Here is a 26,796-nt window from a genome sequence, read left to right on the forward strand (position 1 = left end):
ATGAAATTTGCAACAAAAGCTATACACGCTGGTCAGGAACCAGACCCAACAACGGGCGCTGTAATGACCCCAATTTATCAAACTTCTACTTACTGGCAAAAATCGCCAGGCGAACATAAGGGCTACGAATATTCTAGAGGTACAAACCCAACTCGCAAGGCACTAGAAGATTGTTTAGCAGCGCTTGAAAATTGTAAGTATGGCTTAGCTTTTAGTAGCGGAATGGGAGCAACAGACACTGTTTTAAGACTATTGCAACCTGGTGATGAGGTAATTACAGGAGATGATTTGTACGGAGGTTCATATCGTATTTTCACCAAGGTATATGCTAAATATGGAATTAAATTCCACTTCATAGACTTATCTAAGCCAGAAAATATTATTCCTTATGTGAATGAAAAAACAAAATTGGTTTGGATAGAAACACCAACCAACCCAACTATGCGTATTATAGACATAGAAGGTGTTGCGAAAATCACTAAAGAGAAAAACATTTTGTTAACGGTTGACAATACTTTTGCGTCACCATACTTGCAAAATCCAGCAGATCTGGGAGCCGATATCGTTATGCATTCGGTTACTAAATATATCGGTGGTCACTCTGATGTGGTAATGGGTGCTTTGTTAACCAATAACGAACAACTTTACAAAGATTTGTTTTTCATTTATAACGCATGTGGCGCCACGCCAGGTCCACAAGATTCTTTCTTGGTATTAAGAGGGATAAAAACTTTGCATTTGCGTATGAAAGCGCATTGCGAAAACGGAGAAAAAGTAGCGCATTATCTTAAAAAACATCCAAAAATTGATAAAATTTACTGGCCAGGTTTTGAAGATCATCCAAACCATGACATCGCTAAAAAACAAATGCGTGGTTTTGGAGGTATGGTTTCCATAACGTTAAAAGATGCGGATTTGCAGGAAACATTTAGAATTGCATCAAGATTCAAGGTATTCTCATTGGCAGAATCTTTAGGTGGTGTAGAGTCTCTAGTTAATCATCCAACCACAATGACGCATGGTTCTATCCCGAAAGAAGAACGTGAAAAGGTTGGCGTAACCGACAATCTTTTGCGTTTAAGCGTAGGAGTAGAGGATATAGACGATTTGTTGGCTGATTTGGAGCAAGCTCTAGCTTAATAAATGGCGGGCATTAAAGTACAAATCCCTTTATCGAAATTTAGGGGACAAGAATTGGCAACATTTTTAGATGCAAAGGTTGAGCAATACAACCAGCCTGATTTTATAGCCAATGATCCAATCTGTATTCCGCACCAGTACCAATTAAAGCAAGACATAGAAATTGCCGCATTTTTTGCGGCAATTTTAGCTTGGGGCCAACGCAAAACTATTATTAATAAGTGTAATGAGCTTTTTTTAAGGATGGATAATCAGCCTTATCAGTTTATGCTCAATCACAGCGATGCGGATTTAAAAGGATTGTTGGGTTTTAAGCATCGAACTTTTAACGATACCGATTTGCTTTATTTCGTTTCATTTTTTAAGCATCACTATACTAATTCAAGTTCATTAGAAACTGCATTTCTTCCAAGTAACCGCATTATTTCAGGCTATTTGCCAGATTTAGCATCTAACGAAATTGAGTTGACTTCATCACCATGTGCAATAAGCAATTTTTCTAATACTGAAGTTTCGGCTGAGCAAGCACTTAATTATTTTAGAGCCTATTTTTTCAGCTTGCCAGATTTTCCGCGTAGAACGATGAAACACATTTCTTCGCCATTGCAAAAGTCTACTTGCAAACGTTTAAATATGTTTTTAAGGTGGATGGTAAGAAAAGACAATGCAGGCGTAGATTTTGGCTTATGGAATACGATTAAACCCTCAAGTTTGGTTTGTCCCTGCGATTTACATGTAGATCGTGTTGCGAGAAGATTAGAATTGATCAAAAGAAAACAGACAGATTGGTTAACTGCCGTTGAACTTACGGAAAACCTGAAAAAACTTGATCCAAACGATCCTGTTAAATATGATTTCGCACTTTTTGGTTTAGGGATAGAAGAGCGGTTTTAAGCGCTATAATTTTTTATTTTAATCATTGTTCCTTTATTTTTGTTCTTTTATCTTTAATCATGATTACATTGAAATCGGAGATAGAAAAGTTTGATGCCAACGGCGAAAAAACCGGCTGGTCTTACGTTTTTATACCGGCAGAAATTGCCCAACAAATTAAACCTGATGATAAGCGTGGAATGCGGGTGCGTGGAACGATTGATAACATATCGATCGTTGGGAAAAGTTTGTTGCCCATAGGTGGTGGCGATTTTATTTTAACACTCGATGCAAAACTTCGTAAACAACTTAATAAGGTTGCGGGTAATCCAGTTAGCGTTTCTTTGGAGCACGATATTGATTTTAAAATTGATATGCCAGAAGATTTAGAGGTTTGTTTAGCACAAGAAGAAGGCTTGCTAGAACATTTTTTATCCTACACAAAGTCTCATCAAAATTATTTTATTGTATGGTTAAATACAGCAAAAACTGAAGCTACCAGAACAAAACGTTTAATTATGATTGTTGATGCGATGGCAAAGAAACAAGATTTCGGTTTAATGCTTAGAAGTAATAAGAAAACAGCTATTTAATCAGCTCTAATAACTTTTAATATTCCTCTGGCCTTGCAAACATCCAAAGTCTTTATCCTCTTGTATTTGGTAAGGTGAAAGGATAAAAAAATCAAACCCAAAGAGAATCTTCCAAAATCTCTGTTCGGTTGAAACTATAAAAACTGTATTTTTGCAGAAAATAAATCTTTTGAAAGCCGACCTTTTTTTAATTACCCCGCCATTTACACAACTGAATACACCGTATCCGGCTACTGCGTATATTAAAGGTTTTCTTAATACAAAAAATATTAGTTCTGTACAGGCAGATCTAGGTATTGAAGTAATCCTTGCGCTATTTTCTAAAGAAGGTTTAACAGATTTATTTAGTCATGCCGAGGCTTATTCAAATAATGCTGCCCTTTCTTTTAACGCACAGCGAATCATTGCGTTAAAAGAAGAGTATCTTAAAACCATAGATCCGGTAATCCTATTTTTGCAGGGTAAAAATCCAACGCTAGCCTTACAAATTTGCCTTGAAGATTATTTGCCAGAAGCATCTCGATTTGCCCAATTAGAGGAATTAGACTGGGCTTTCGGAGCAATGGGCACACAAGACAAAGCAAAGCATTTATCAACCCTTTATTTAGAAGATTTATCAGATTTCATTGTAGAATGTGTTGACCCTAATTTTGGTTTTAGTAGGTATGCAGAGCGATTAGGGAGAAGTGCCAACTCATTCGACGAGCTTTACGGTATTTTAAATCAGGAACTAACTTATATTGATAAAATTTTGATGAGGATTCTGCATGAAAGAGTGGAAGCTGTAGTTCCTAAAATTTTTCTGATTTCGGTTCCATTTCCTGGAAATTTGTACGCTGCTTTCCGCTGTGCGCAATACGTTAAAAAACACTTTCCGGCAGTTAAAATTTCTATGGGTGGCGGTTTTGCCAACACCGAATTGCGCTCGCTTTCTGATGCTAGGGTTTTCGAGTTTTTCGATTTCATTACCTTAGATGATGGCGAACTTCCGATAGAGTTGTTATACGAAGCAGTCACTAAAAATCTTTCTTTTAATTTATATAAAAGAACATTTTTGTTAGAGGATGGAAAGGTTGTTTACAGGAATGATGCTTTAAGGAGTGATTATAAGCAAGCCGATGTGGGTACACCAGATTATAGCGACTTAAAGTTGGATAATTACATTTCAGTAATTGAGATTGTAAACCCGATGCACAGAATGTGGAGCGATGGAAGATGGAATAAACTTACGATGGCACATGGCTGTTATTGGGGTAAATGTACTTTTTGCGATATTTCTTTAGATTATATAAAAGTTTACGAACCAGTTGCAGCAAAGCTGATTGTAGATAGGATAGAAGACCTGCTACTTAGTACGGGGCAAAATGGATTTCACTTTGTGGATGAAGCTGCACCACCAGCCTTAATGCGAGAAGTTGCACTAGAGATTTTACGCAGAAAGATTTCGGTTACTTGGTGGACGAACATCAGGTTCGAAAAAAGCTTTACAGCAGATTTGTGTATGCTACTAAAGGCATCTGGATGCATTGCAGTTTCCGGTGGCCTAGAAGTTGCTTCTGATAGGTTGCTAAAGCTGATTGATAAGGGTGTAACGGTAGAACAAGTTGCAAAAGTTACTAGAAACTTTACCGAAGCGGGAATAATGGTACATGCTTACTTAATGTACGGTTATCCTACTCAAACAATTCAAGAAACTGTTGATAGTTTAGAAATGGTACGCCAGTTATTTGAAGCTGGTGTTCTACAATCTGGTTTTTGGCACCAGTTTGCCATGACTGCACATAGCCCGGTGGGTATGTATCCAGATAGGTTTGGTGTTGTTAAAGAAACCGAAAAGATAGGTACTTTTGCCAATAATGATATCAACTACACAGACAAAACGGGCATCGATCATAACAAGTTTAGTTTTGGCTTAAAGAAATCGCTTTATAATTTTATGCACGGCATTTGTTTCGACTATAAATTGCAAGATTGGTTCGATTTCAAAATTCCTCGCACAACTGTCGCCTCAGATTTTATTGATCGTGCTTTAAAAGCGGATGATAGTTTTAATACTAAATCTACTGCTAAAGTTGTTTGGCTAGGTGGAAAACCATTTACTGAGGTTTTTACTAAATCTAAGAAAGGGAGTTCTTGGCAGATGATGACCTTAACTTTCCATCATAAGAAAGAAACTTTTTCTATTCAGCTGAACCAAAACGAAGGGGCGTGGTTAGTTTCTGTGCTCGCTAAAATTGCTGTATCAAACGAGAAGGTTTTTACATTTCAGGATTTAAAGGCAGATTTTGAAACTAATTTAGAACACTTCGAGCTGTTTTGGTACGCAAAGCCGATTTATAAATTAAGAGAGTTCGGATTGTTAGTGCTTTGATAATCGCCGATTAAGAATTAAAATTGCTACTATAGGAAAATCGACATTACAAATATCGATTAGCATTTTTTTAACAGCTCTATTTGTTCACGTTAACCTTATTTTACATTTATCCTAAGGTCGTTATAGATTAAAAAAGAAATTCAGCGTGACGATTTTACAGGTTTTCCACTAAACAAAAAAATCTGCGAATTTTGTTTCGCAGATTTCATTTATCAAAAATTGGTGTTTCTTAATCGCAATTAGGAATAGTATAGGTCCAAGTTTCAGACATTTTATAAGGAATAGAAAACGCAACGCCTCTATCTAATTCAAACCAAAGTTTACTACGTACTTTCTCTCTACTGCCGGTTTCGTTCATGGTTAAGCTGTCATATAATCTACCGTTAACCATTACGTATTTTATCTTTTCAGAGTTTCTAATATCATCTAAAGGATTCGAATCCATAACAACTAAGTCAGCAAGTTTTCCAGTTTCTAACGAGCCGATTTCTTTATCCATGCCTAAATAAGAAGCGCCATTTAAAGTTGCATACCTAATAGCCTGCAACGGCGTAGCACCGCCCTGTACAAACATCCAAAGTTCCCAATGTGCGCCTAAACCTTGTATTTGTCCGTGTGCACCTAAGTTAATTTTGGTACCGCCGTCAGCAATTTGCTTAACCGCTTTTGCAACTTCAATATGGCCGTAATCACCGTATTCAGAAGTTGTTCGTCTTCTAGATCGAGAATCAATTATCGCCCGTGGCGTAAAACTTAATAACCTTTCGTTTTCCCAAACGTTAGTTCTATCGTACCAATAATTTTCTCCCCATTGGCCACCGTAGGCAACAATTAGTGTAGGAGTATAGGCAACATTTGTTTTGTTCCAGAAACTAGTTACATCTTTATAAACTGGCGCTACCGGAATACTATGTTCAATACCTGTATGTCCATCTGCAACCATATTCATATTATGGAAAAAGGTTGAACCACCTTCTGGCACAACTTCCATTTTTAACTGGCGTGCAGCTTCTAAAATTTGCTGGCGCTGATCTCTACGAGGTTGGTTATAAGATTTTACTGAAAATGCACCAACGGCTTTCAGTCTTTTTAAGTGCGATAGTGCATCGTCTAAACTATTAATCGTTACCTTAAAATCGCCGTCGGCACCGTATAAAATAGAACCTGTAGAATATAAACGTGGTCCAATCATTCGGCCTGCTTTTAGCATTTCGCTTTGGCTAAAAACCATTTCGGTATTGCTACTTGGATCGTGGGATGTGGTAACGCCGAAAGAGAGATTTGCCAGATAAGACCAGTCTTGTTGCGGACTAATTCCATCTGGACTTGTACGTAAGTGTGCATGAACATCAATCATTCCAGGCATAATTGTTTTGCCTGTTACATCAACAACTTTTGCATTTTCCGGAATGGAAATGTCTTTACCAACTGATGTAATTTTATTGTTTTCTATCAGGATTGTTCCTTCTTCAATTACTTCATCACCTTTCATAGTAATAATTCTAGCACCTTTAAGCGCTAAAAGTCCTGTCGGGATATCTGTTTTCAATTTTAAACCCAAAGCAATACCCGCAGTATCAAGTTCTGGCAATATTTGCGGTGCGCCTTCAACAAAAGTGAAAGAATTTTTAACCTCGCGATTGTAATATTGCTCACCCAGCGTCCAAAGTAGTTTTTTACTATCAGCACTCCAGTGCAAGAATGTCCCAGCATCTTTAGTAACTCTGGCCAATGGAATAGCTTTGTTGTTTGCCGATAAATCCATCGGTAAACCTGTGGTAACCATCGGTGTAATGTAAGCGTTAAATAATTCTGTAAAAGCCATCCATTTGCCGTCCGGACTTGGTACAAATTGATTTGCGTATTGCGAAGTATAATGCGTACGCTCGTTGTTTCCATTTAGGTCCATGCTTTTAAAAGCCTTTTTTCCAGCCTCGTATCCTTGATAAAAAATACGGGTATCGTCTTGGTTAAACGTTGGTTTAATGCCACTTTCGCTTACCAGGGTTTTAGCACCACCGTTTGCAGAAACAATAAACACACCTGTGTTTTTGCCATAGGTTAAGCCTAAAGTTTCGTTTCCGCTACCTTTTCTAAATACAATTCTATCTCCTTTGCTAGAAAAGGATGGAGAATAATAATAGCCTTTTTCATCTGTTATTAAAGTAGTTTTTCCACTCTTTATATCAGTTTTTTTAATTGAACCTTTAAATTCATCGCTCCAAGTAGTATAAACCACAAATTTGCCATCAGGGCTAAATTTAGGTTCAAATTCAAAATCAATACTGTTTGTTAAACGTTCTGGTGTGCCATTTGGAAGCTCTTTTTTGTAAAGGAAACCAGCCGCGTTAAACACTACCGTTTTGCCATCAGGCGAAGTAGTTAATTGTCTAATCATTTTAGCAGTAAACTCTGGCATATAAACCGGATGTGTAAAATGAACTGCGTCTTGTACAGTTTGTTGGCTGTTAACTTCGAAGGGAATATCGGTAATATTCAAATTGCTTAAATCAATTTGCTTGATTTTTCCTTTCGCGTAAAAAACAATTTTTTTAGCATCTGGTGTCCAAGCGAAGTTTGGATAAACACCAAAAATTGCCCAGGTTTCTTGCTGATCGTGGGTTAAATCTTCTGTTAACGGCCACTGTTCTCCAGTTTTGATATTTTGCACATACAAAGCAGATTTTAAACGAACACGTTTTACGTAAGCCATTAACTTTCCATCTGGCGATATTTGTGGACGAGCCGAGCCACCTTGTTCGGCAATTAGATTGCTTAATTTTCCAGTCGTTAAATCCAATTGTTTAATCGCATAAATCAATCCGTTGGGATCTTTACTGTATTCGAAGTTCGGACCAGGAGAGACGTCTTCACTAAAATATAAGAATTTTCCATCGGGCGATACATTTGGTTCGCCAGAGTCTTGCTGATCATTTCTTCTTTTAGTTAATTGAACGCCATCACCACCATAAATACTGTACATCCACATTTCGCCAGCACCTAAAGATCTAGAACCCGTAAAATGCTTTCTGGCAATTATATATTCGCTATTTGGCATCCAAGTAGCATTGTTTAGCAAACGAAAGCTTTCTTTGGTAATCTGTTTTTTGTTACCCCCTTCTTTGTCCATTATCCAAATGTTGTCGCCACCGCTTCTGTCGCTAGTAAACGAGATGTATTTTCCATTTGGGCTAAATCGAGGTTGTACTTCCCATGCAATGCCACCACTAACAAGTTTAGCCGGACCTCCATTTATAGACATTTTGTAGATATCGCCTAATAGATCAAAAACAATTTCTTGTCCGTCTGGGCTCACATCTAAATTCATCCAAGTACCTTCATTTGTATTTATGGTAAATGTTTTTGTGGGGCCTTTGTACTTTTCAACATCCCACTTTGTGGCATCTTTTGTAGTTTGTGCTGTTAAACTAAGTGCAGAAAATAAGCAACTAACAAAAAGGAGATTTTTCTTCATTTTACGGAAAGGTTAGTAACAGAACATCATTATTAAACCCTGTTCTATTAAATTAGCTATATTAAGCTCGCAATTTAATAATATCAGACCATTTTTGTTAGTTTTGATGCTACCTTTTTTATGACGCAAGCTGAGATTTTAAAAAAATACTGGGGATTTGATAATTTTAGACCTTTGCAGGATGAAATTGTACAGTCTGTTTTAAATAATAACGATACGCTTGCATTACTGCCTACTGGTGGCGGAAAATCTATTTGCTTTCAGGTTCCGGCGATGGTAATGGAAGGTATTTGCATTGTTGTTTCTCCCTTAATTGCCTTGATGAAAGATCAGGTTGAAAATTTAAAGGCCAGGGGTATCGAAGCGATTGCGATTTATGCGGGTATGGGCAAAAGGGAAATAGATATCTTGCTTGATAATTGCATATACGGTAACATCAAATTTCTATATCTATCGCCAGAAAGACTTCTTTCTGATATCGTTCGTAAGCGAATAGCTTACATGAATGTTAATTTGATAGCGATAGATGAGGCGCATTGTATTTCCCAGTGGGGATATGATTTTCGACCACCGTATCTTAAAATTAAGGAGCTTAGAGAAATTCATCCTGATAAGCCTGTTTTAGCATTAACGGCAACGGCAACGCCATTTGTTAGAGAAGATATTATAAAAAAACTCGAACTAAAAGACGCTAAAGTATTTGTAAAAAGCTTTGCCAGGAGAAATCTTAGCTACGTAGTTTATGATTTGGAAGACAAGCATAAAAAACTTGTTGAAATTATTAAAAATGTAAAGGGTTGTGGTTTAGTTTACGTTCGCAATAGACGTGAAACTGCCGAAATAGCACATTTTTTACAGCGAAACGGTATAGTTGCAGATTTCTATCATGCAGGAATAGAAAAGGATCTTCGTTTTAAAAAGCAAAAAGATTGGAAAAAAGATATTATTAGGGTAATGGTGGCAACCAACGCTTTTGGTATGGGGATAGATAAACCCGATGTTCGTTTTGTAATTCATATGGATTTGCCAGAGAGTTTGGAAGCTTATTACCAAGAAGCAGGCAGGGCAGGGAGAGATGAAAATAGGGCATTTGCAGTTTTGTTGGCCAACAAATCAGATCAACTTATTTTAAATGCAAAGTACGCAGATAGCTTCCCTACGGTTGATGAAATTAAAAAGGTTTACCATTATTTGGGCAGTTACTTTCAGTTGGGTTATGGTGCCGGAGAAGGTTTAAGCTTGGCATTTGATTTGGCCGATTTTTGTAAGCGTTTTAACATTGGCGTAATTAAAACCTTAGGTGCCTTAAAATTTCTGGAAAGAGATGGATACGTAGCTTTGTCTGAAAATATTTTTCTGCAGTCGAGGATAATGTTTACAGCAAGCCACGAAGATGTTTACCGTTTTCAAATTGAAAACTCTGGTTATGATGCCCTGATAAAAACAATCCAAAGATCTTATGGCGGTGCTTTTGATGCTTACGTTAAGATAAAAGAGTCCGATCTATCAAACCGTTTAAAAATTTCTTTTAACGATGTAGTTGCACTTTTGGAGCGTTTGCAACAGCTAGAAATAATTTCGTACTTGCCTCAAACAGATCAGCCTCAATTGCAATTTGTGGTGCCTAGAGTAGATCACTTGCATTTAGATATCGATGCGAAATACATCGCCTTAAGGCAAAAAATACAAAACGACCAACTTAAAGCCGTTTTAGCATATGCATCAACATCGCTCTGCAGGAGTAAACAATTACTTATATATTTTGGTGAGCTAAGTGCAGAGAAATGTGGCTTTTGCGACATTTGCTTAGCAGAAAGAAAAATTGAGGAACAAGCGCAGCTAAAAGATAAAATCGATTTTGAAATCGTAACCTTGCTTAAAATGCAACACTTCTTGTTAGATGATTTGGTTAGGGAAATATCAAGTGGAAATGAAAACGATAAAATTGAAAGAATTAGAGATTTGCTGGATGCTGGAAAAATTAAAACCGATGGGAAGAAATATTATTTGTAAAATTTGAAGGCTATTTAATTAGCTTTTATCTACTTTTAGTCTCGCTTTAATTTATGCTACAGAAAAACGATAAAAAAGTAATTAGATCTTGGGCTTTTTTCGATTGGGCCAATTCTGCTTATAATTTAGTAATTACCTCAACAATTTTTCCCGCTTACTATTCTGCAATAACATCAGATAAAAACAACGACACGATAGATTACGTAACGTTTTTTGGTAGAAAATTTGTTAATTCAGCTTTATACAGCTACGCTATGGCATTTGCTTTTTTGGTAATTGCTATACTTTCGCCAATCCTATCGTCTATAGCAGATACTAGGGGAAATAAGAAGATATTTATGCAGATGTTTACCTACTTGGGCTCGTTTGCTTGCTGTGGATTATTTTTCTTCGAAGCAAAAACTTTAGAGATAGGCGTAATTTTATGTGTAGTTGCAGCCATTGGCTTTTGGGGTAGTTTGGTTTTTTACAACTCTTATTTACCAGAAATTGCTACTGTAGATCAGCAGGATAACGTAAGCGCAAAGGGATTTACCTACGGTTACATTGGAAGTATAATTTTGCAAATTATCTGTTTCGTTTTTGTATTTAAGCCAGATTGGTTTGGTATAACCGATGAGTCAATTCCTGCAAGGCTTTCGTTTGTTATGGTAGGTGTTTGGTGGATAGTTTTTGCGCAGATTCCTTTTAAAAACCTGCCAAAGGGGAGCCCTAACTTTAAAGGTGAAACAAAAAACGTGGTAACCAGTGGCTTTGTAGAAATGAAAAAGGTGTGGTCTCAAGTAAAAGAAATGAAATATTTGAAGAGATTCCTGTTTTCGTTTTTCTTCTATTCTATGGGCGTGCAAACAGTAATGTTAATTGCAACCATTTTCGGCGAAAAGGAATTGCATTTGCCGACGGAAAAACTTATTGCGACTATTTTAATATTGCAACTGGTAGCTATTCCTGGAGCTATGTTAATGTCTTATCTATCGTCAAAAAAATATGGTAACGTAAACGTGTTAATTGGTGTGGTTGTGATTTGGATAGGTGCTTGTCTGGCCGCTTATTTTATCAACACCGAAATGCAGTTTTATATTCTAGCTGCTGTTATAGGTCTAATTATGGGCGGAATTCAATCCTTATCTCGTTCAACTTATTCTAAATTTCTGCCACCAGATAGTCCAGATCATACTTCTTTCTTTAGTTTTTACGATGTTGCCGAGAAAGTTGCGCTTGTTTTTGGTTTATTTATCTTCGGTTTTATAGACGAACAATTAGGAATGCGAAATTCTGTTATCGCTTTAACGGTGTTTTTCGTTTTAGGTTTGCTATTTTTGCTGGCTTTGAAAAAGGTCGAGCCTAAGTCCGTTAAAGTAGATTAAGCCCGATAGAACACATCCACCAATGAAGATAGAATTATTTATACCTTGTTTTGTAGATCAATTATACCCAGAAACTGCTTTTAATACCATTAAAGTTTTAGAAAAGGCTGGATGTGAGGTTTTTTATAATTCCAAACAAACTTGTTGTGGCCAACCTGCTTACAATGCAGGTTATTGGGAACAGGCTAAGGAAATTGGTGGCAAGTTTTTAGAAGATTTTTCTGAAACTGATTACATCGTTGCACCATCCGCATCTTGTGTTGGAATGGTAAAAAATGGATACAATGATTTGTTTACGAATACTATAGTTCATAATAAATGCCGTAATGTTCAAGCTAATATATTTGAACTTTCAGATTTCTTAGTCAATATTTTAAAAAAGGACTATTTTGGAGCTGAGCTAGATGGTAAAGCCGTTTATCATGATTCTTGCAGTGGATTAAGGGAGTGCAAAATTAAAGAGGAGCCACGCCAATTGCTTTCGAAGGTGCTTGGTTTAGAGATGGTAGAAATGAAAGATACCGATATGTGTTGTGGCTTTGGTGGTACTTTTGCCGTTAAGTTTGATGCAATTTCATCGGCCATGGCCGAACAAAAAATAAATAACGCATTAGAAATGGAGGCAGAGTACATTATCTCCACAGATTTATCTTGTCTATTGCATTTGGATGGTTACATTAAAAAAAATAATATCCCGATAAAAACCATGCACATTGCAGATGTATTGGCCAATGGCTGGTTGGACTATTAAAATCAATCTTTAGCAAAAATATTTCTTGGCTTTAAACTTTAATGTAGAAAATCCGTCTACTATTAACTAATTCTTACAGCAAATAATCCTTTGTAAAAAGATTAGTGATAATCAAACAAATTAACTTTTTTTAACATTTCTTGTCTAAAAACTACAATAAATTTGTAGCATCAAAACAAAAATACCCATGAAAAAAACTATGGTAGCCATTGTTGGCTTATTATCATTGGCTTTAACAACTCAAGCACAAAAAAAATCCGGAGCTATCCAGTTCGTTAGTTCTACAGATCCAGTTGCAGTTGCTGCTGCTAACGGCTTTCAAATGAATGACGAAATGAAAGCGAGAATGCCAAAATCGGTTAAAACAAATTTCGAATTATTATACAATGCCACTAACGCAAGTTACATGCCAGTAGAAGATACAGAAGATAGCAATGGTGGTGGCGGTGGCGGCATGGGACGCATGATGATGCGTTTTGGTGGCGCTGGTGGGGCTAGGGAATACTATTACACCTTTGCAGATCAGAAACTGGTAGAGGTTTTTGACGTTAGCGATACAACCTATGCAATGCCAAGCAAGTTAACCGTTGCAAACCCACCAAGTTTGGCAATGAATAGGCCACAAAACCAAAATGCACCACAAAACAATAGTGCAGTTCAGTTTTTACCAGGTCCACCAACTTTAGAAGTTGTAAAGACTGACGAAACTAAAAAGATCCTAGATTTTAACTGTAAAAAGGTGATTGTTAAATCTATCCGCAAAGCGAAAGTTTTAGGAGAAGATAAAGATGTTACCGATGAAACTGCTTTATGGTACACTACAGATTTAGGTTTTAATTTTTCTCCAGACCCAAATTTATGGACAGAAGGAGTGGTATTAGCAATTGAAAACAAGGGTAAAGCTACCACTGCTACCAGCATAGAGTACAGAAATGTAAGTGCAAAAGATGTAACTGCCCCTAAAAAAGCATTGCCTATAACTCAAGAAGAGTACAAAGCTAAAATGGAGGCAATGATGAAAAGATTTTCAGGTGGCGGTCAACCAAGAAGTATCAGAATAAACTAATTTATTTAAATAATATTGAGCCTCAGATTTATCTGGGGCTTTTTTATTTTACACTATTATTTAATGTAGGTATATCTTATCTTTGCTTTCCAAAAATCACGTAGTAGGTGATTTTCTAATAATTTTTTTAAACTCTAAATCATAGTTGTAGATGATTAACATTACTTTACCTGACGGTTCTACTCGTCAGTATGAAAAGGGCACATCTGCCCATCAAATTGCCTTATCAATATCAGAAGGCTTAGCAAGAAACGTTTTAGCTGCAGAAGTAAACGGAGAGGTTTGGGATTCTTCACGCCCAATAGAAACCGATGCGAATGTAAAATTACTAACATGGAATGATACAGCCGGTAAAGCTACATTCTGGCACTCGTCTGCGCATATTATGGCCGAAGCTTTAGAAGCGCTATATCCTGGCACTAAATTCGGTATCGGGCCTGCTATAGAAACTGGTTTTTATTACGATGTTGACTTTGGCGATAGAGAATTTTCTTCAGACGATTTCAAAGCTATAGAGACTAAAATGCTTGAACTTGCTAAACAAAAGGAAACTTTTAAAAGAGAAAGTGTAAGCAAAGCTGATGCAATAAAATATTTTACTGAAAAAGGAGACGAGTACAAACTAGACCTTCTTGAAGGCTTAGATGATGGAAAAATCACTTTTTATACACAGGGTGAATTTACGGATTTATGTCGTGGACCACACATTCCGAACACTGGTTTTATTAAAGCCATTAAATTGATGAATGTTGCTGGAGCTTACTGGCGTGGAGATGAAACTAAAAAACAATTAACCCGTATTTATGGCGTAACTTTTCCTAAAGCAAGCGAATTAACAGAGTATTTGTTAATGATTGAAGAAGCTAAAAAGCGTGATCATCGTAAACTTGGTAAGGAATTAGAGTTGTTTATGTTTTCTGAGAAAGTAGGTGCTGGTTTACCAATGTGGTTGCCAAAAGGAACTGCTTTGCGTGAGCGTTTAGCCCAGTTTTTAACAAAAGCACAAATTAAATCTGGATACGAACAAGTAATTACCCCGCACATTGGTCATAAAAACCTTTATGTAACTTCCGGACATTACGATAAATATGGGAAAGACAGTTTTCAGCCTATAAAAACACCTCAAGAAGGAGAGGAGTTTTTCTTAAAACCGATGAACTGCCCGCACCATTGCGAAATGTATAAATTTAAACCTCGTTCTTATAAAGACTTGCCGGTTCGTTTTGCCGAATTTGGTACAGTTTACCGTTACGAACAAAGTGGAGAATTACATGGATTAACCCGAGTACGTGGATTTACTCAAGATGATGCGCATTTGTTCTGTCGTCCGGATCAAGTTAAAGAAGAGTTTAAAAAAGTAATAGATTTGGTATTGTACGTTTTCAAATCTTTAGGTTTTGATAATTACATTGCTCAAGTTTCGCTTCGCGATCCAGAAAATAAAGCAAAATATATTGGCACCGATGAAAATTGGGCGCTTGCGGAAACTGCAATTATTGAAGCTGCCGAAGAAATGAACTTGCCGACCGTAGTTGAACTTGGCGAAGCTGCTTTCTATGGTCCGAAACTAGATTTTATGGTTAAGGATGCGTTGGGTAGAAAATGGCAGTTAGGAACAATTCAGGTAGATTATAATTTGCCAGAACGTTTCGAATTAGAATATACTGGTAGTGATAACCTAAAACATCGTCCGGTAATGATTCACCGTGCTCCATTTGGTTCTTTAGAGCGTTTTGTCGCTGTTTTGATTGAGCATTGTGCAGGTAATTTCCCGTTATGGCTTTCTCCAGAACAATACATTATTCTTCCTATCTCTGAAAAATATGAAGAATATGCAAAAAAAGTTTCAGATGAACTAAATAATTCCGATATTCGCGGGCTGATAGACTTTCGAGATGAGAAGATTGGAAGAAAAATCAGAGATGCTGAAGTTAAAAAATTGCCTTATATGCTGATAATTGGCGAGAAGGAGATGGAAGAAGGGAAAGTATCGGTACGTAAACATGGCGAAGGGGACTTAGGTTCGATGACTTTGGCAGAATTTAGTGCATTAATTATTAAAGAAATAACAGTTTAACAGGATTTACATTTGGCATTAGGAAGACCAGGATTTAATAGGGGACCACGTCCTCCTTTTAAGAAAAAAGAAGCAGAACATAATATTAATCAGTACATCAGAGCTCAAGAGGTGAGGTTGGCTGGAGATAATGTTGAGCCAGGAATTTACCCTTTGGCAAAAGCTTTGGCACTTGCTGATGAGTTGGAATTGGACTTGGTTGAGATTTCTCCAAACGCGGTTCCACCTGTTTGCCGTATTATCGATTATAGCAAATTTGTTTACGAGCAAAAGAAAAAGCAAAAAGAGATTAAGGCAAATGCTAAACAAACTGTAATTAAGGAGATTCGTTTTGGTCCTAACACCAATGATCACGATTTTCAATTTAAGTTAAAGCATGCGGTTAGCTTTTTAGAAAACGGCGAAAAAGTGAGAGCTTACGTACACTTTAAAGGTAGAGCTATTGTTTACAAAGAACAAGGCGAAATCTTATTGTTGAAGTTTGCCCAAGCATTAGAAGAAATAGGGAAGGTAGAATTGTTGCCTAAATTAGAAGGTAAACGTATGTTCTTAACCTTAGCGCCTAAAGTAGCAAAGAAGTAATACATATATAAATTAAAACAAGGTTATGCCAAAAATGAAAACCAATTCCAGTGCTAAAAAGCGTTTTTCGCTTACTGGAACAGGTAAAATCAAAAGAAAGAACGCATACAAAAGTCACATTTTAACAAAAATGAGCACTAAACGTAAGCGTAACTTAGGCCAGACAAGTCTGGTAAGTGATGCTGATATGGGCAACGTTAAACGTATGCTTGCAATCGGTAAATAAAAATTTTTTAACCAGGTACTCGGTTTCCAAGTTTGCTTAATGCAACACCGCTTATCAAAAACAACACACTATGCCACGTTCGGTAAACGCAGTAGCTGCTAGACGCAGAAGAAAAAAAGTCCTAAATATGGCCAAAGGCTATTGGGGATCAAGAAGCAAGGTATTTACCATTGCTAAAAACACGGTAGAAAAAGGTTTGCAATATGCTTACCGTGACCGTAAAGTTAAGAAAAGAGAATTCCGTAGCTTATGGATCCAACGTATTAACGCTGGTGCACGTGAGCATGGTGTATCTTACTCTCAATTAATTGGTAAATTAGCTACTAAAAACATCGGCTTAAACCGTAAAGTTTTAGCAGATTTAGCTATGAATCATAAAGATGCTTTTAAAGCAATCATTGATGCAGTAAAATAAGAAATTTAATTTCTACGAAAAAGGGGAGCAATTTGTTCCCCTTTTTTTATTTATAGCCAGCTCACACAAATTTATTTATGAAAACTTTAAAACCTATCTGCGCCACAATCGATCCAATTGCAGTGGCCGAATTTCTAAATGAAAAATACGGTTTCAATTGTAATGTGAGGCTTCTGAAAGCGGGTGTTAACCACAGCTATCTGGTAAGTAATATAGATCAAAAATTTGTCTTTAGAATTTATAGTTTTAATTGGAGATCCTTAACTGAAATAAAAGCAGAGGTAGATTATCTGAATCTGTTAAAAGAAAATAGAATACCAATATCGTATCCGATATCGGATAGTGAAGGGAAATTTATTTGCAATATTAACGCTGTAGAAGGGTTGAGGTATGGAGTGCTGTTTTCTTACGCAAAAGGCGAAAAATTATTGACATATTCTGAAGATTTGCATTTTAGAACTGGTCAGATAATGGCGAAAATGCATAAAGTGGGTATGGATAAATATATTGATAGGATAAGTTATAATGCTGACAACCTATTAACGGATACCTTCAATTATCTTCCTAACTTTTTACCGGAAGATACCGATCAGTATCAATTTTTATCAAAACTTAGCGTTTATTTAAAACAAGCAATTTCTTACGCTAAAGTGGAAGAGTTGAGAAAAGGCGTTGTTCATTTAGATGTTTGGTTTGATAACATGAATATTGATGGAAATGATATCACAATATTTGACTTCGATTTTTGCGGAAACGGTTGGCTGATTTACGATTTAGCCTACTACATTATGCAAATTCATAGCACGGAAGTTAGCACGGCAGACTATGAGTTGAAAGTGAGCAGTTTTTTAAATGGGTATGAAAGTATTACTAAAATTTCAACGGAAGAACGTAGGTTGTTGCCAGTTTTAGGTCTAGCTATTTACGTTTTTTATGTAGGTGTGCAGTGTAAGAGATTTGATGATTGGAGCAACGTTTTCCTTAATGAAATGCATTTAAAACGACTGATTGACTTGAGAATTAAACGCTGGTTTGATTTTAATAAATTGGCTTTTTGATAACCTAAAAATTTATTCTTCAGCACTGTAGGGAAATTCGAAATCATGTTTATTTGTAATTTTTGAAAATCAGCTCGTTGCTAAAAACTTAAGTCAGCCCTGCTTTTCATTACAAGTCCTCGGTTCGTGAAGAACTCACCTGCGGGCTTTTCATTTCAATCAGGTTTAATTAATTTCTACTGTACAACTATTTACGTTTGCTTGGCAAAGCTCCATTATCAAATTTATCAGTCTGAGCGTAATTAAAGACCAATTTTGCTAATTTGTAGCTGGCAATTGAATCGGATGCGTAAATTAGACATTCCTTTCAAATAGTCAGAGGATATAAACATAAAAGCCCCGATAAATCGAGGCTCAAAAATTAAATTGAAAAATCTTACTTAAAGTTGATTGCTAAAAAGGCGAGTGCCGCTAAAGTTGAGCCTATAATTGGCCCTAAAATTGGGACCCATGCATAAGCCCAGTCACTTCCGCCTTTACCCTTCATCGGTATAAGCGCATGAACAATTCTAGGTCCTAAATCTCGAGCCGGGTTAATTGCATAACCTGTTGTGCCACCAAGAGATAGACCGATTACCCAAACTAAAAACGAAACTGGAATAGCACCTAATGAACCTAGTCCGATAGGAGTGGTTGCATCTTTGGTGCCCATGCTTGCTTCTGTAAAATAAAATATTACGAAGATTAGTACAAAAGTTCCAACAATTTCAGAAATTAAATTAGAACCGTAGTTTCTAATTGCAGGTGCCGTGGCGAAGGGTGCCGCTTTTAGGCCCACATCTTCAGTTGCATCGAAATAATCCTTGTACATCAACCAAACGATAAAGGATCCAGTCATTGCACCGGCAATTTGTGCTAAAATGTATCCAGGCACTAAAGCAACATCAAATCCTTTTGCAATAGTAAGCCCTAGCGTAACCACTGGGTTTAAATGCGCACCACTATGTGGACCAGCAACAACTACGCCCACAAAAACTGCCAAGGCCCATGCTGTGGTAATCACAATCCATCCACTACTATTACCTTTGGTGCCTTTTAAAACAACATTTGCTACAACACCGTTGCCCAATAAAATCATTAACGCAGTACCAATAAATTCTGCAAGATAAACGTTCATATTTAGTATTATTTGGTTTAATTAGTCTTCTGCGTTAACTCTAGCTGCTTTTACAGCCCTATTCCAACCTTTAACTCTCTGGGTATTGTCTATTCCTTCTTCCGCGACAAATGTTTTATTTACTTTCCATTGCGCTCTAATTTGATCAATACTTTCCCAGAATCCGGTAGCCAGACCTGCTAAATAAGCAGCGCCAATAGCGGTAACCTCCGTTACTTCTGGTCTAATTACTTTACAATTTAATAAATCTGCCTGAAACTGCATCAACAGATTATTCGCGGTAGCGCCACCGTCAACCCTAAGTTCGGCTATGCCAACTCCAGCATCTGCCTCCATTGCTTTCAAAACGTCCATAGTTTGGTAGGCTATACTTTCTAAAGCTGCTCTAGCTATGTGCGATTTATTCGTTCCTCTAGTTAATCCGGTAATTGTTCCGCGAGCGTGTTGGTCCCAATGAGGTGCGCCCAATCCAGCAAAAGCAGGCACAATGTAAACACCTTGTGTATCCTTAACTTGCGATGCAAGTGTTTCTACATCGGCAGATCGAGAAATCATTCCTAACTCATCCCTAAGCCATTGCACAACAGCTCCGCCAATAAAAATACTGCCTTCAAGCGCATAATTAACTTTTCCGTTAATCTGCCAAGCAATTGTTGTTAAAAGATTGTTTGCTGATATCTTAGGTTCCTCACCAATGTTCATTAACATAAAACAACCTGTTCCGTAAGTATTTTTTACCATGCCAACTTCTGTACACATCTGGCCGAAAAGTGCAGATTGTTGATCGCCGGCAATACCTGCAATTGGAAGTTTAGCAGCAAGAATATTCCCTGCAGTTTCCCCGTAAACTTCGCTCGACGATTTTACTTCTGGCAACATAGATTTTGGAATACCGAAAAGCGTTAATAAATCTTCATCCCAGCTTAAGGATTTGATATTGTAGAGCATAGTTCTCGATGCATTGGTCACATCGGTAACATGTGTTTTTCCGCCGGTTAAATTCCATATTAGCCAAGTGTCGATGGTACCGAAGGCCAATTTTCCTTCTTCAGCTTTGGTTTTTGCACCTTCAACATTTTCTAAAATCCATTTTGCTTTGGTTGCAGAAAAATAGGAGTCTATTATTAAGCCAGTTTTTTCCTGGATTTTTTCAGATAAACCTTGCTTTCTGATACTATCACAGTAATCTGATGTACGCCTATCTTGCCAAACAATAGCGTTGTAAATTGGCTTACCAGTTTCTCTATCCCAAACTACGGTAGTTTCTCTCTGATTGGTGATGCCTAGCGCTTGTATGTCGGTTGCAGATAAGCCCGCTTTTACGATTACCTCAGCTGCCACTGCTAATTGTGTGGACCATATTTCTAGTGGATCATGTTCTACCCAGCCAGCATTAGGGTAAATCTGGGTAAATTCTTTTTGGGCGATGGCCACAATCTCTCCATCGTGATTAAATACTATAGCTCTCGAACTCGTGGTTCCTTGATCGAGAGATAAAATATACTTGCTCATACGTTTAAATTTGGTTAGGTATTACATTGCTAATGCAGGAATGTCTTTAGCTTTAATATTATAAATATAGCCACAAGCTAATTTATTAAACAATTCTATTTGATTTTCTTCCCAAGCTTTATCTCTATTAAATTCTCTGGCTATTATGGCTGCTATTGCCGGAGCCATTTCAATAGCGGCGTTTGCGTCAATAAAAAGAATTCTTAATCGCCTGCTTAACACATCTTCAACAGTTTCTACCATTTCGTTTTTAACAATCCACAAAACTTCGCCTTCAGTGTACGGAAAATTAGGATGTATTATTTTGCTTAATGAAGGATTCTCATCTATTAATTGTTGAATTTTACGTTGGTCTGAACCATAAATACTCAAGTAATTACCAATTTCCCTATCCTGGCAACCATGTATCTTAAGCTCTTTTGTAATACAAGCGGTATTTTTCAATTCGCCTTGCGAAATAGCAAGATCGATGGTTTCTTCTGCCATTCTTCTGTAAGTAGTCCATTTACCGCCGGTAATTGTAATTAAACCTTTGGCAGACACAATTAGTTTGTGGTCTCTACTAATCTCTTTTGTGCTGTTGCTGTTAGAATCGGTAGGCGCCGCCAAAGGCCTTAGACCTGAAAATACGCTCAATATATCAGCTTCTGTAGGTTTTGTATTAAAATAAGAAGTAGCGGTTGATAGAATAAAATCTGTCTCCTCTTTTAATGCCCTTGGTTCTAAACTATGTTCGTTTAGTGGTGTGTCTGTTGTGCCAACTAATAAATGATTATGCCAAGGCACAGCAAAAAGTACACGACCATCGGCGGTTTTTGGAATCATTAACGCGGAATCGCTATCTAAAAAATGCTTGTTTAGCACAATGTGTACACCTTGACTAGGCCTAACCATTTTTTTAGCATTCGGATTGTTCATTTTCAGGATCTCATCTACAAAAATTCCTGTAGCATTTATTACCACTTTGGCATAAACCTTAAAAACTTCCTTAGTTATGCTATCTTCTGCCTCTACACCAACAACTTTCTCTCCGTTTTTTATTAAATTGACAACACGCATATAGTTTGCCAACACTGCACCTTGTTCTTTGGCTGTTTGGGCAATGTTTACCGCCAATCTAGCATCGTCAAATTTTCCATCAAAATAACTAATTGCACCTTTTAACCCTTTTTCTTTAATGCCCGGCATCAAAGCCAAGGTTTGTTTTTTCGATAGGAATTTAGATTTGCCGAAGCTGTATTTTCCGGCCAGCCAATCGTAAAGCGTTAAACCCGTTAAATATTTGGCAACAGAAAACCAATCGTAACATGGGATGATGAATTCTTCTTTTTGCACTAGATGCGAAGCATTTTTTTCTAACAAACCACGCTCGCGTAAAGCATGCTTAACAAGTCCAATATCACCCTGTGCTAAATAGCGAACGCCACCATGCACTAATTTTGTACTTCTGCTAGAGGTACCTTTTGCAAAATCTGATTGTTCTAAAAGCAAAGTTCTCAAGCCTCTACTCGCTGCGTCTAATGCGCTTCCAAGCCCAGTTGCGCCACCACCGATTATAATGACATCCCAATTGCCGTTGTTTTCTATGTTATGTTGATGTAAACGTTGCATTAAATTAAAAAGTAATAAAAAGAAACAATACGCAAGTATAAAAAATAGTAATCGAAATTATGTTATTTAATATTAAGTATTTATTAAATTATGTGTTTGGACTGACTTAAGTTTAATTTTTACTAATTTGCACAAAACGATTATCTCAAACCAATGATGAATTTAGCTGAAAGGCACCAGTTTATTTTAACTCGCATACAGCGAGATCAGTACATTAATGTTGTAGAGCTTTGTAAAGAACTTAAGGTTTCTTCGGTAACCCTTCGAAAAGATTTGAAGTTGCTGGAGGATAAAAAATTACTCTTTAGAACACATGGAGGCGCTACAGTAAATAATCCATATACGGTAGATAGGCCTGTAAATGAAAAGGAGAAACTTCAGTCGGCAGAAAAAAATAAAATAGGTTTAGCAGCTGCGAAATTGTTGGCCCCAAATGATTCAATCGTAATTGCCTCGGGCACAACGTTGCAGTATTTTGTGAAAAATATTCAGCCCGATCTAAATTTAACTGTGGTAACATCTGCGTTAAATATTGCGTTAGAGCTAGCGCAACAACCTGGTATTGAAGTAATTCAGTTAGGTGGAATGATGAGGAAAAGCTCTTCTTCTGTAATGGGGGCTTATGCGGAGCAGATTTTGGAGGATTTTTATTTCAATACCTTGTTTCTTGGGGTAGATGGTATCGATTTGGATTATGGCTTAACTACCACGAATGCTATGGAGGCTCATTTAAATAGAAAAATGATAGACGTATCGCAAAAAACAATTGTATTGGCGGATTCTACAAAATTTGGTAAACGAGGGTTTGGTAAAATTTGCGGTTTAGAGGATGTTGACCATATTATCACAGATAAAGGTATTTCGCAGCAGATTGTAAATCATTTAGAGGGCCTAGGTGTTACTGTTACGATAGTTTAAAATTCTGCGCCATTTTTTTTAAGCGTCGGCACTAAATTGCCGACGCTTTTATTTTGCCTTGAGGTTTCGTTATGTTTTTTTAAGTAAAATAAAAATTACTTGAAGTTTCAATTTGTTTTTATATTTTTATAACGAAATAGTTAATAAGTAGGTTTTTGTTAATTCGCAATGGATAGAAAGTTTTTATACTTATATATTGCTATTAACTTTAATTTAACATTGATGTAATAGTTTTGCATCATCTAGGTTTTGCCATACTTAAAGATTGTTTTAAGAAAATTCTAACCAGATACATAATTATGATTAAAACATTTACTCGACATTTTGCAACGTGGATGCAATGCTTACGCATCGAAAGCGAAAACAAAGAAAAGCCATTTAAACAGATTCGAAAATTATCTTTTGTTTCGGCATTGCTCATCAACTTTGTTTTACCTAGTACCTTAATTTGTATTTTGGTATCAACAGAAGCTACTGCTCAGCAGCCGGCTGCACAAAATATTACTATCAAGGGTACAGTAGTTGATGATGATGACAACACTACCATCCCTGGTATTAGCATTGTAGATAACAACAGGAAGGTGGTTGGCTTAACAAATGAAAAAGGAGAGTTTACCATCATTTTATCAAAGGGTGGTGCAGCTTCTTTCAGTATGATAGGTTATACGGCCGTTACCAGAAGTTTTAATGAGAATCAGAGCAACGTAGTAATACGATTAAAATCATCTACTAACACTTTAAATGCTGTTGTGGTAACGGCTTTGGGTATAAAAAGAGAGGAGAAAGCGCTAGGTTATGCTATTACTAAATTAGATAGTACTACCTTTACCGATGCGGTTTCTAGCAACTGGACCGATGCTTTATCAGGAAAAGTGGCTGGTTTAAATCTAGTTCGTAACGGTGGCCCTGCCGGATCAAATAAAATTATTTTACGTGGTGAAAATAACCTAACAGGTGATAACGAAGCTTTAATTGTTATTGACGGTGTTGTAGCCAGTAGTTCTTCGAGAAGAACAGCGGCAACAGGCGGTGGTGTTTATGGAACTTCTGGAGATATTATGCCAGCCGATTTTGGTAGTGCGTTAAACGATTTAAACCCTGATGACATCGAAAATGTGACCGTTCTTAAAGGTCCTGGTGCTTCTGCGCTATATGGTCAAAGAGGTGCAAATGGAGCAATCATTATTACAACAAAATCAGCTAACAAAAACAAAAAACAACTTGGCATTACTTTTACATCAAATACAGCTTGGGAACAAGTAAACCGTAAGCCAGATATTCAGCAAGAATATGGGCAGGGCCAATTTGGTGTATCTTACTTTTCGTATGGAGCATCTGATGATGGAGCTAGTACAAATGCAACGAGTGCAAGTTGGGGCGCTCCATTTGCTGCTGGCGGAAATTTCTTTCAATATGATCCTTTGACGAAAACGAGGGGCTTAACCAGAACGCCATGGATAGCTTACGAAAATCCGATAGATGCGTTTTTTAAAACCGGTTTAGAAACCTCAAATTCGGTAAGTTTAGATGGAACTGTTAAAGGTGTTGCGCTTCGTTTTTCAGCAAGTCATGGTAATAACGAATGGATTGTACCTAATACTGGTTTAGAACGTACTTCAGCTACACTATCTGCAAATACGGATATCACTAAAAAATTAAATTTGGCGGTAAAAGTTGCTTATAACAACAGAAATAGCGATAATTTACCAGCTACAGGTTATGGAAATCAATCGTTGATGTATTGGTTTATGTTTGCGCAGCCAAACGTTAATACAGATTGGTATAGAGATTATTGGTCGCCAGGCTTGGTTAACCGCCAGTTTGTAAATATTACTACTACCAATCCTGAAAGTCCTTATGCTATTTCAGAGCAATACCTTAACGGACAACGCAGAAACGGTTGGTTGGGAAGTGTACAAGCAACTTATAAATTCACTAACGAATTAAGTTTATTAGTTCGTTCATCAATTGACTATAATAAAGAAGTTCGCGAAACAATTCGCCCATATGATGCTTCTGGAAACAAATTTGCACAAGGATCGTATCGTGTAACGGATGTAAATTCTTACGAAATAAACGGCGATTTTTTATTGAAATATGATAAGGGATTAACCAAAGATTTAAGATTGACTGCAACTGCCGGTGGTAGTATGTTAAGAAATCAATATGGAAAAGGCGAGTTACGTGCTGATGGTTTGGTTGTGCCAGGAGTTTTCAGGTTAGATAATAATGCAAATCCTTTAATTTCGGTTCCTGATACTGCTAAATATCGTATTAACAGTTTTTACGGAGCCTTGTCGTTCTCATTTAAAAACTATTTGTATCTGGATATAACTGGTCGCCAAGATTGGAGCAGTACGTTGGCGACACCTACACGTACAGACAATGTAGGTTTCTTTTATCCATCAGCAAGTTTATCATTTGTTCCATCAGACTTATGGACTATGCCAAGCATGATCAGCTTTGCTAAAATTAGAGCATCGCTTTCGCAGGTTGGTAGTGGCGGAACAACGCCTTATCGTACTGCATATAACTACGTTTATGCCGGTAACGGAATTTATCCGGATAGTGCGATGAGCAATCCAAATATTATTCCTAACCCGAATTTGAAACCACTTAAAACAACAACTTTAGAGGTTGGTGCCGAACTAAAACTATTTAAAAACAGGTTGAATTTTGACTTTGCCGCCTACGCAGGATCAACAAAAAATCAAATCTTAAACAGATTGGTAGATCGTTCTACAGGCTATAACGTTGCAGTTTTCAACGTAGGACAAGTAAATAACAAAGGTATTGAAATAGCAGTAAACGCAACTGTTTTAAAAGCTAAAGATTTCTCATGGACGATGAATGGAACTTTTACCGCTAACCGCAATAAAATTATCGAGTTGGCAGATAGTTCTGTTGTTTTACGTACAGGAGCATTAGGCGGTGGCCAAATTGTAGCAAATGTTGGTGGCAGTATGGGCGATTTGTATGGTAGAGGTTTTCTTCGCTCTCCAGATGGACAGATCGTATTTGATGCCACAACGGGAAATGCAAAAAGCAATACTACCGACTTATTATACTTAGGCAATACATTGCCGAAATTCCGGTTCAGTTTCGGATCTGGAATCACTTACAAGCAATTTACAGCGTCAGCATTATTTGATGCGCAATTAGGTGCAGTTGGTCATTCATTAACATTCTCTAGAATGGCAGCATTGGGTAAGTTAAAAATTACGTTGCCGGGCAGGTATAATGGTGTAATTGGCGACGGGGTAGTACAAAATGCAGATGGTTCTTATCGTACAAATGATATCATAGCTACCAACTTCGAAAATTATTACACTGCTCTTTATGGCTCAGACCAAGCAGAGGGAAGCGTTTTCAGAACCGATTACTTAAAATTTAGAGAGGCAAATTTAACCTATGTATTTAACACAAGTTTTGTGAATAGCCTCGGACTTAAAAGGGTTACTTTAGGTGTTTATGGCCGTAACTTATTTATCTGGTCGCCATGGCCGGCATTCGATCCAGAGTTTGGAACGCTTGCAGGATCTGATATTGTTCAGGGATTTGAGACCGGACAATTACCGTCTACAAGAAATTACGGTGTTCGTTTAGTGGTAGGTTTATAATCAAAATA

At 37.1% G+C, this 26,796-nt stretch carries 19 protein-coding genes; 15 read left to right on the forward strand and 4 right to left on the reverse strand.

The genetic code is table 11. The features are described from left to right. The 4 genes from DUT69_RS07585 to DUT69_RS07600 all read left to right on the forward strand — a co-directional run bounded on the left by DUT69_RS07585 (window position 1) and on the right by DUT69_RS07600 (window position 4,977). Window positions 1–1,140 carry a cystathionine gamma-synthase gene (locus DUT69_RS07585; RefSeq protein WP_113652636.1) on the forward strand — a complete coding sequence of 380 codons (1,140 nt, stop codon included), beginning with the start codon at window positions 1–3 and terminating at the stop codon, window positions 1,138–1,140. Between the two features lie 3 nt (window positions 1,141–1,143). Continuing rightward, on the forward strand, window positions 1,144–2,034 hold the full coding sequence (locus DUT69_RS07590) for a TIGR02757 family protein (protein WP_113652637.1): 891 nt from the start codon (window positions 1,144–1,146) through the stop codon (window positions 2,032–2,034). A gap of 59 nt (window positions 2,035–2,093) precedes the next feature. After that, entirely contained in the window at window positions 2,094–2,606 is a 513-nt protein-coding gene (locus tag DUT69_RS07595; protein ID WP_113652638.1) for a YdeI/OmpD-associated family protein, read from the forward strand. A gap of 151 nt (window positions 2,607–2,757) precedes the next feature. Next, window positions 2,758–4,977, forward strand: coding sequence for a B12-binding domain-containing radical SAM protein (locus tag DUT69_RS07600; RefSeq protein WP_240186677.1), 2,220 nt, complete (start codon window positions 2,758–2,760; stop codon window positions 4,975–4,977). A 232-nt stretch (window positions 4,978–5,209) separates the two neighbouring features. On the opposite strand, the gene DUT69_RS07605 is transcribed toward DUT69_RS07600, so the two are convergent. Beyond that, window positions 5,210–8,455 carry an amidohydrolase family protein gene (locus DUT69_RS07605; RefSeq protein WP_113652640.1) on the reverse strand — a complete coding sequence of 1,082 codons (3,246 nt, stop codon included), beginning with the start codon at window positions 8,453–8,455 and terminating at the stop codon, window positions 5,210–5,212. 120 nt (window positions 8,456–8,575) lie between these two features. Between DUT69_RS07605 and DUT69_RS07610 the strand changes: the two genes are divergently transcribed. From DUT69_RS07610 to DUT69_RS07650, 9 genes are all read left to right on the forward strand, one after another. Further along, window positions 8,576–10,468: a RecQ family ATP-dependent DNA helicase gene (locus tag DUT69_RS07610; protein ID WP_113652641.1), complete on the forward strand. Its 1,893-nt coding sequence runs from the start codon at window positions 8,576–8,578 to the stop codon at window positions 10,466–10,468. Window positions 10,469–10,521: 53 nt separating this feature from the next. Beyond that, window positions 10,522–11,835 (forward strand): MFS transporter, encoded by a 1,314-nt coding sequence (locus tag DUT69_RS07615; RefSeq protein ID WP_113652642.1) that lies wholly within the window; start codon window positions 10,522–10,524, stop codon window positions 11,833–11,835. A gap of 22 nt (window positions 11,836–11,857) precedes the next feature. Further along, window positions 11,858–12,586 (forward strand): (Fe-S)-binding protein, encoded by a 729-nt coding sequence (locus DUT69_RS07620; RefSeq protein WP_113652643.1) that lies wholly within the window; start codon window positions 11,858–11,860, stop codon window positions 12,584–12,586. A gap of 187 nt (window positions 12,587–12,773) precedes the next feature. Continuing rightward, the gene (locus tag DUT69_RS07625) at window positions 12,774–13,652 is read left to right on the forward strand and encodes a hypothetical protein (RefSeq protein ID WP_113652644.1); all 879 of its coding nucleotides are present in this window, start codon (window positions 12,774–12,776) and stop codon (window positions 13,650–13,652) included. A 151-nt stretch (window positions 13,653–13,803) separates the two neighbouring features. After that, complete coding sequence (thrS, locus tag DUT69_RS07630) at window positions 13,804–15,729, forward strand: threonine--tRNA ligase (protein ID WP_113652645.1); 1,926 nt, start codon at window positions 13,804–13,806, stop codon at window positions 15,727–15,729. A gap of 12 nt (window positions 15,730–15,741) precedes the next feature. Further along, window positions 15,742–16,311 (forward strand): translation initiation factor IF-3, encoded by a 570-nt coding sequence (infC, locus tag DUT69_RS07635; protein ID WP_113652646.1) that lies wholly within the window; start codon window positions 15,742–15,744, stop codon window positions 16,309–16,311. A gap of 25 nt (window positions 16,312–16,336) precedes the next feature. After that, complete coding sequence (rpmI, locus tag DUT69_RS07640; protein ID WP_113652647.1) at window positions 16,337–16,537, forward strand: 50S ribosomal protein L35; 201 nt, start codon at window positions 16,337–16,339, stop codon at window positions 16,535–16,537. A gap of 70 nt (window positions 16,538–16,607) precedes the next feature. Then, window positions 16,608–16,952, forward strand: a complete 345-nt coding sequence (gene rplT, locus DUT69_RS07645) for a 50S ribosomal protein L20 (RefSeq protein ID WP_113652648.1) — start codon at window positions 16,608–16,610, stop codon at window positions 16,950–16,952. 77 nt (window positions 16,953–17,029) lie between these two features. Further along, entirely contained in the window at window positions 17,030–18,010 is a 981-nt protein-coding gene (locus DUT69_RS07650) for a phosphotransferase (RefSeq protein ID WP_113652649.1), read from the forward strand. A gap of 376 nt (window positions 18,011–18,386) precedes the next feature. On the opposite strand, the gene DUT69_RS07655 is transcribed toward DUT69_RS07650, so the two are convergent. The 3 genes from DUT69_RS07655 to DUT69_RS07665 are packed head-to-tail and all read right to left on the reverse strand — an operon-like array spanning window position 18,387 to window position 22,250. Then, window positions 18,387–19,127 (reverse strand): MIP/aquaporin family protein, encoded by a 741-nt coding sequence (locus tag DUT69_RS07655; protein ID WP_113652650.1) that lies wholly within the window; start codon window positions 19,125–19,127, stop codon window positions 18,387–18,389. Window positions 19,128–19,148: 21 nt separating this feature from the next. After that, window positions 19,149–20,639 carry a glycerol kinase GlpK gene (glpK, locus tag DUT69_RS07660; RefSeq protein WP_113652651.1) on the reverse strand — a complete coding sequence of 497 codons (1,491 nt, stop codon included), beginning with the start codon at window positions 20,637–20,639 and terminating at the stop codon, window positions 19,149–19,151. Window positions 20,640–20,660: 21 nt separating this feature from the next. Then, window positions 20,661–22,250 carry a glycerol-3-phosphate dehydrogenase/oxidase gene (locus DUT69_RS07665; protein WP_113652652.1) on the reverse strand — a complete coding sequence of 530 codons (1,590 nt, stop codon included), beginning with the start codon at window positions 22,248–22,250 and terminating at the stop codon, window positions 20,661–20,663. Between the two features lie 153 nt (window positions 22,251–22,403). Here DUT69_RS07665 and DUT69_RS07670 point away from each other — a divergent pair, with 153 nt between their 5' ends. Both DUT69_RS07670 and DUT69_RS07675 read left to right on the forward strand, forming a co-directional pair. Then, the gene (locus DUT69_RS07670) at window positions 22,404–23,168 is read left to right on the forward strand and encodes a DeoR/GlpR family DNA-binding transcription regulator (RefSeq protein WP_113652653.1); all 765 of its coding nucleotides are present in this window, start codon (window positions 22,404–22,406) and stop codon (window positions 23,166–23,168) included. A gap of 299 nt (window positions 23,169–23,467) precedes the next feature. After that, complete coding sequence (locus DUT69_RS07675; protein ID WP_240186678.1) at window positions 23,468–26,788, forward strand: SusC/RagA family TonB-linked outer membrane protein; 3,321 nt, start codon at window positions 23,468–23,470, stop codon at window positions 26,786–26,788. Window positions 26,789–26,796: the final 8 nt, after the last annotated feature.

Origin of the sequence: Pedobacter namyangjuensis, assembly GCF_003313325.1 — a bacterium.
In the GTDB taxonomy this organism is placed as follows: Bacteria; Bacteroidota; Bacteroidia; order Sphingobacteriales; family Sphingobacteriaceae; genus Pedobacter; species Pedobacter namyangjuensis.

Excerpts from the sequence above, each read along its gene's own strand:
- DUT69_RS07585 (WP_113652636.1), top strand. The coding sequence starts at position 1 with ATGAAATTTGCAACAAAAGCTATACACGCTGGTCAGGAACCAGACCCA.
- DUT69_RS07590 (WP_113652637.1), top strand. The coding sequence starts at position 1,144 with ATGGCGGGCATTAAAGTACAAATCCCTTTATCGAAATTTAGGGGACAA.
- DUT69_RS07595 (WP_113652638.1), top strand. The coding sequence starts at position 2,094 with ATGATTACATTGAAATCGGAGATAGAAAAGTTTGATGCCAACGGCGAA.
- DUT69_RS07605 (WP_113652640.1), bottom strand. The coding sequence starts at position 8,455 with ATGAAGAAAAATCTCCTTTTTGTTAGTTGCTTATTTTCTGCACTTAGT.
- DUT69_RS07610 (WP_113652641.1), top strand. The coding sequence starts at position 8,576 with ATGACGCAAGCTGAGATTTTAAAAAAATACTGGGGATTTGATAATTTT.
- DUT69_RS07615 (WP_113652642.1), top strand. The coding sequence starts at position 10,522 with ATGCTACAGAAAAACGATAAAAAAGTAATTAGATCTTGGGCTTTTTTC.
- DUT69_RS07620 (WP_113652643.1), top strand. The coding sequence starts at position 11,858 with ATGAAGATAGAATTATTTATACCTTGTTTTGTAGATCAATTATACCCA.
- DUT69_RS07625 (WP_113652644.1), top strand. The coding sequence starts at position 12,774 with ATGAAAAAAACTATGGTAGCCATTGTTGGCTTATTATCATTGGCTTTA.
- thrS (WP_113652645.1), top strand. The coding sequence starts at position 13,804 with ATGATTAACATTACTTTACCTGACGGTTCTACTCGTCAGTATGAAAAG.
- rpmI (WP_113652647.1), top strand. The coding sequence starts at position 16,337 with ATGCCAAAAATGAAAACCAATTCCAGTGCTAAAAAGCGTTTTTCGCTT.
- rplT (WP_113652648.1), top strand. The coding sequence starts at position 16,608 with ATGCCACGTTCGGTAAACGCAGTAGCTGCTAGACGCAGAAGAAAAAAA.
- DUT69_RS07650 (WP_113652649.1), top strand. The coding sequence starts at position 17,030 with ATGAAAACTTTAAAACCTATCTGCGCCACAATCGATCCAATTGCAGTG.
- DUT69_RS07655 (WP_113652650.1), bottom strand. The coding sequence starts at position 19,127 with ATGAACGTTTATCTTGCAGAATTTATTGGTACTGCGTTAATGATTTTA.
- glpK (WP_113652651.1), bottom strand. The coding sequence starts at position 20,639 with ATGAGCAAGTATATTTTATCTCTCGATCAAGGAACCACGAGTTCGAGA.
- DUT69_RS07665 (WP_113652652.1), bottom strand. The coding sequence starts at position 22,250 with ATGCAACGTTTACATCAACATAACATAGAAAACAACGGCAATTGGGAT.
- DUT69_RS07670 (WP_113652653.1), top strand. The coding sequence starts at position 22,404 with ATGATGAATTTAGCTGAAAGGCACCAGTTTATTTTAACTCGCATACAG.
- DUT69_RS07675 (WP_240186678.1), top strand. The coding sequence starts at position 23,468 with ATGATTAAAACATTTACTCGACATTTTGCAACGTGGATGCAATGCTTA.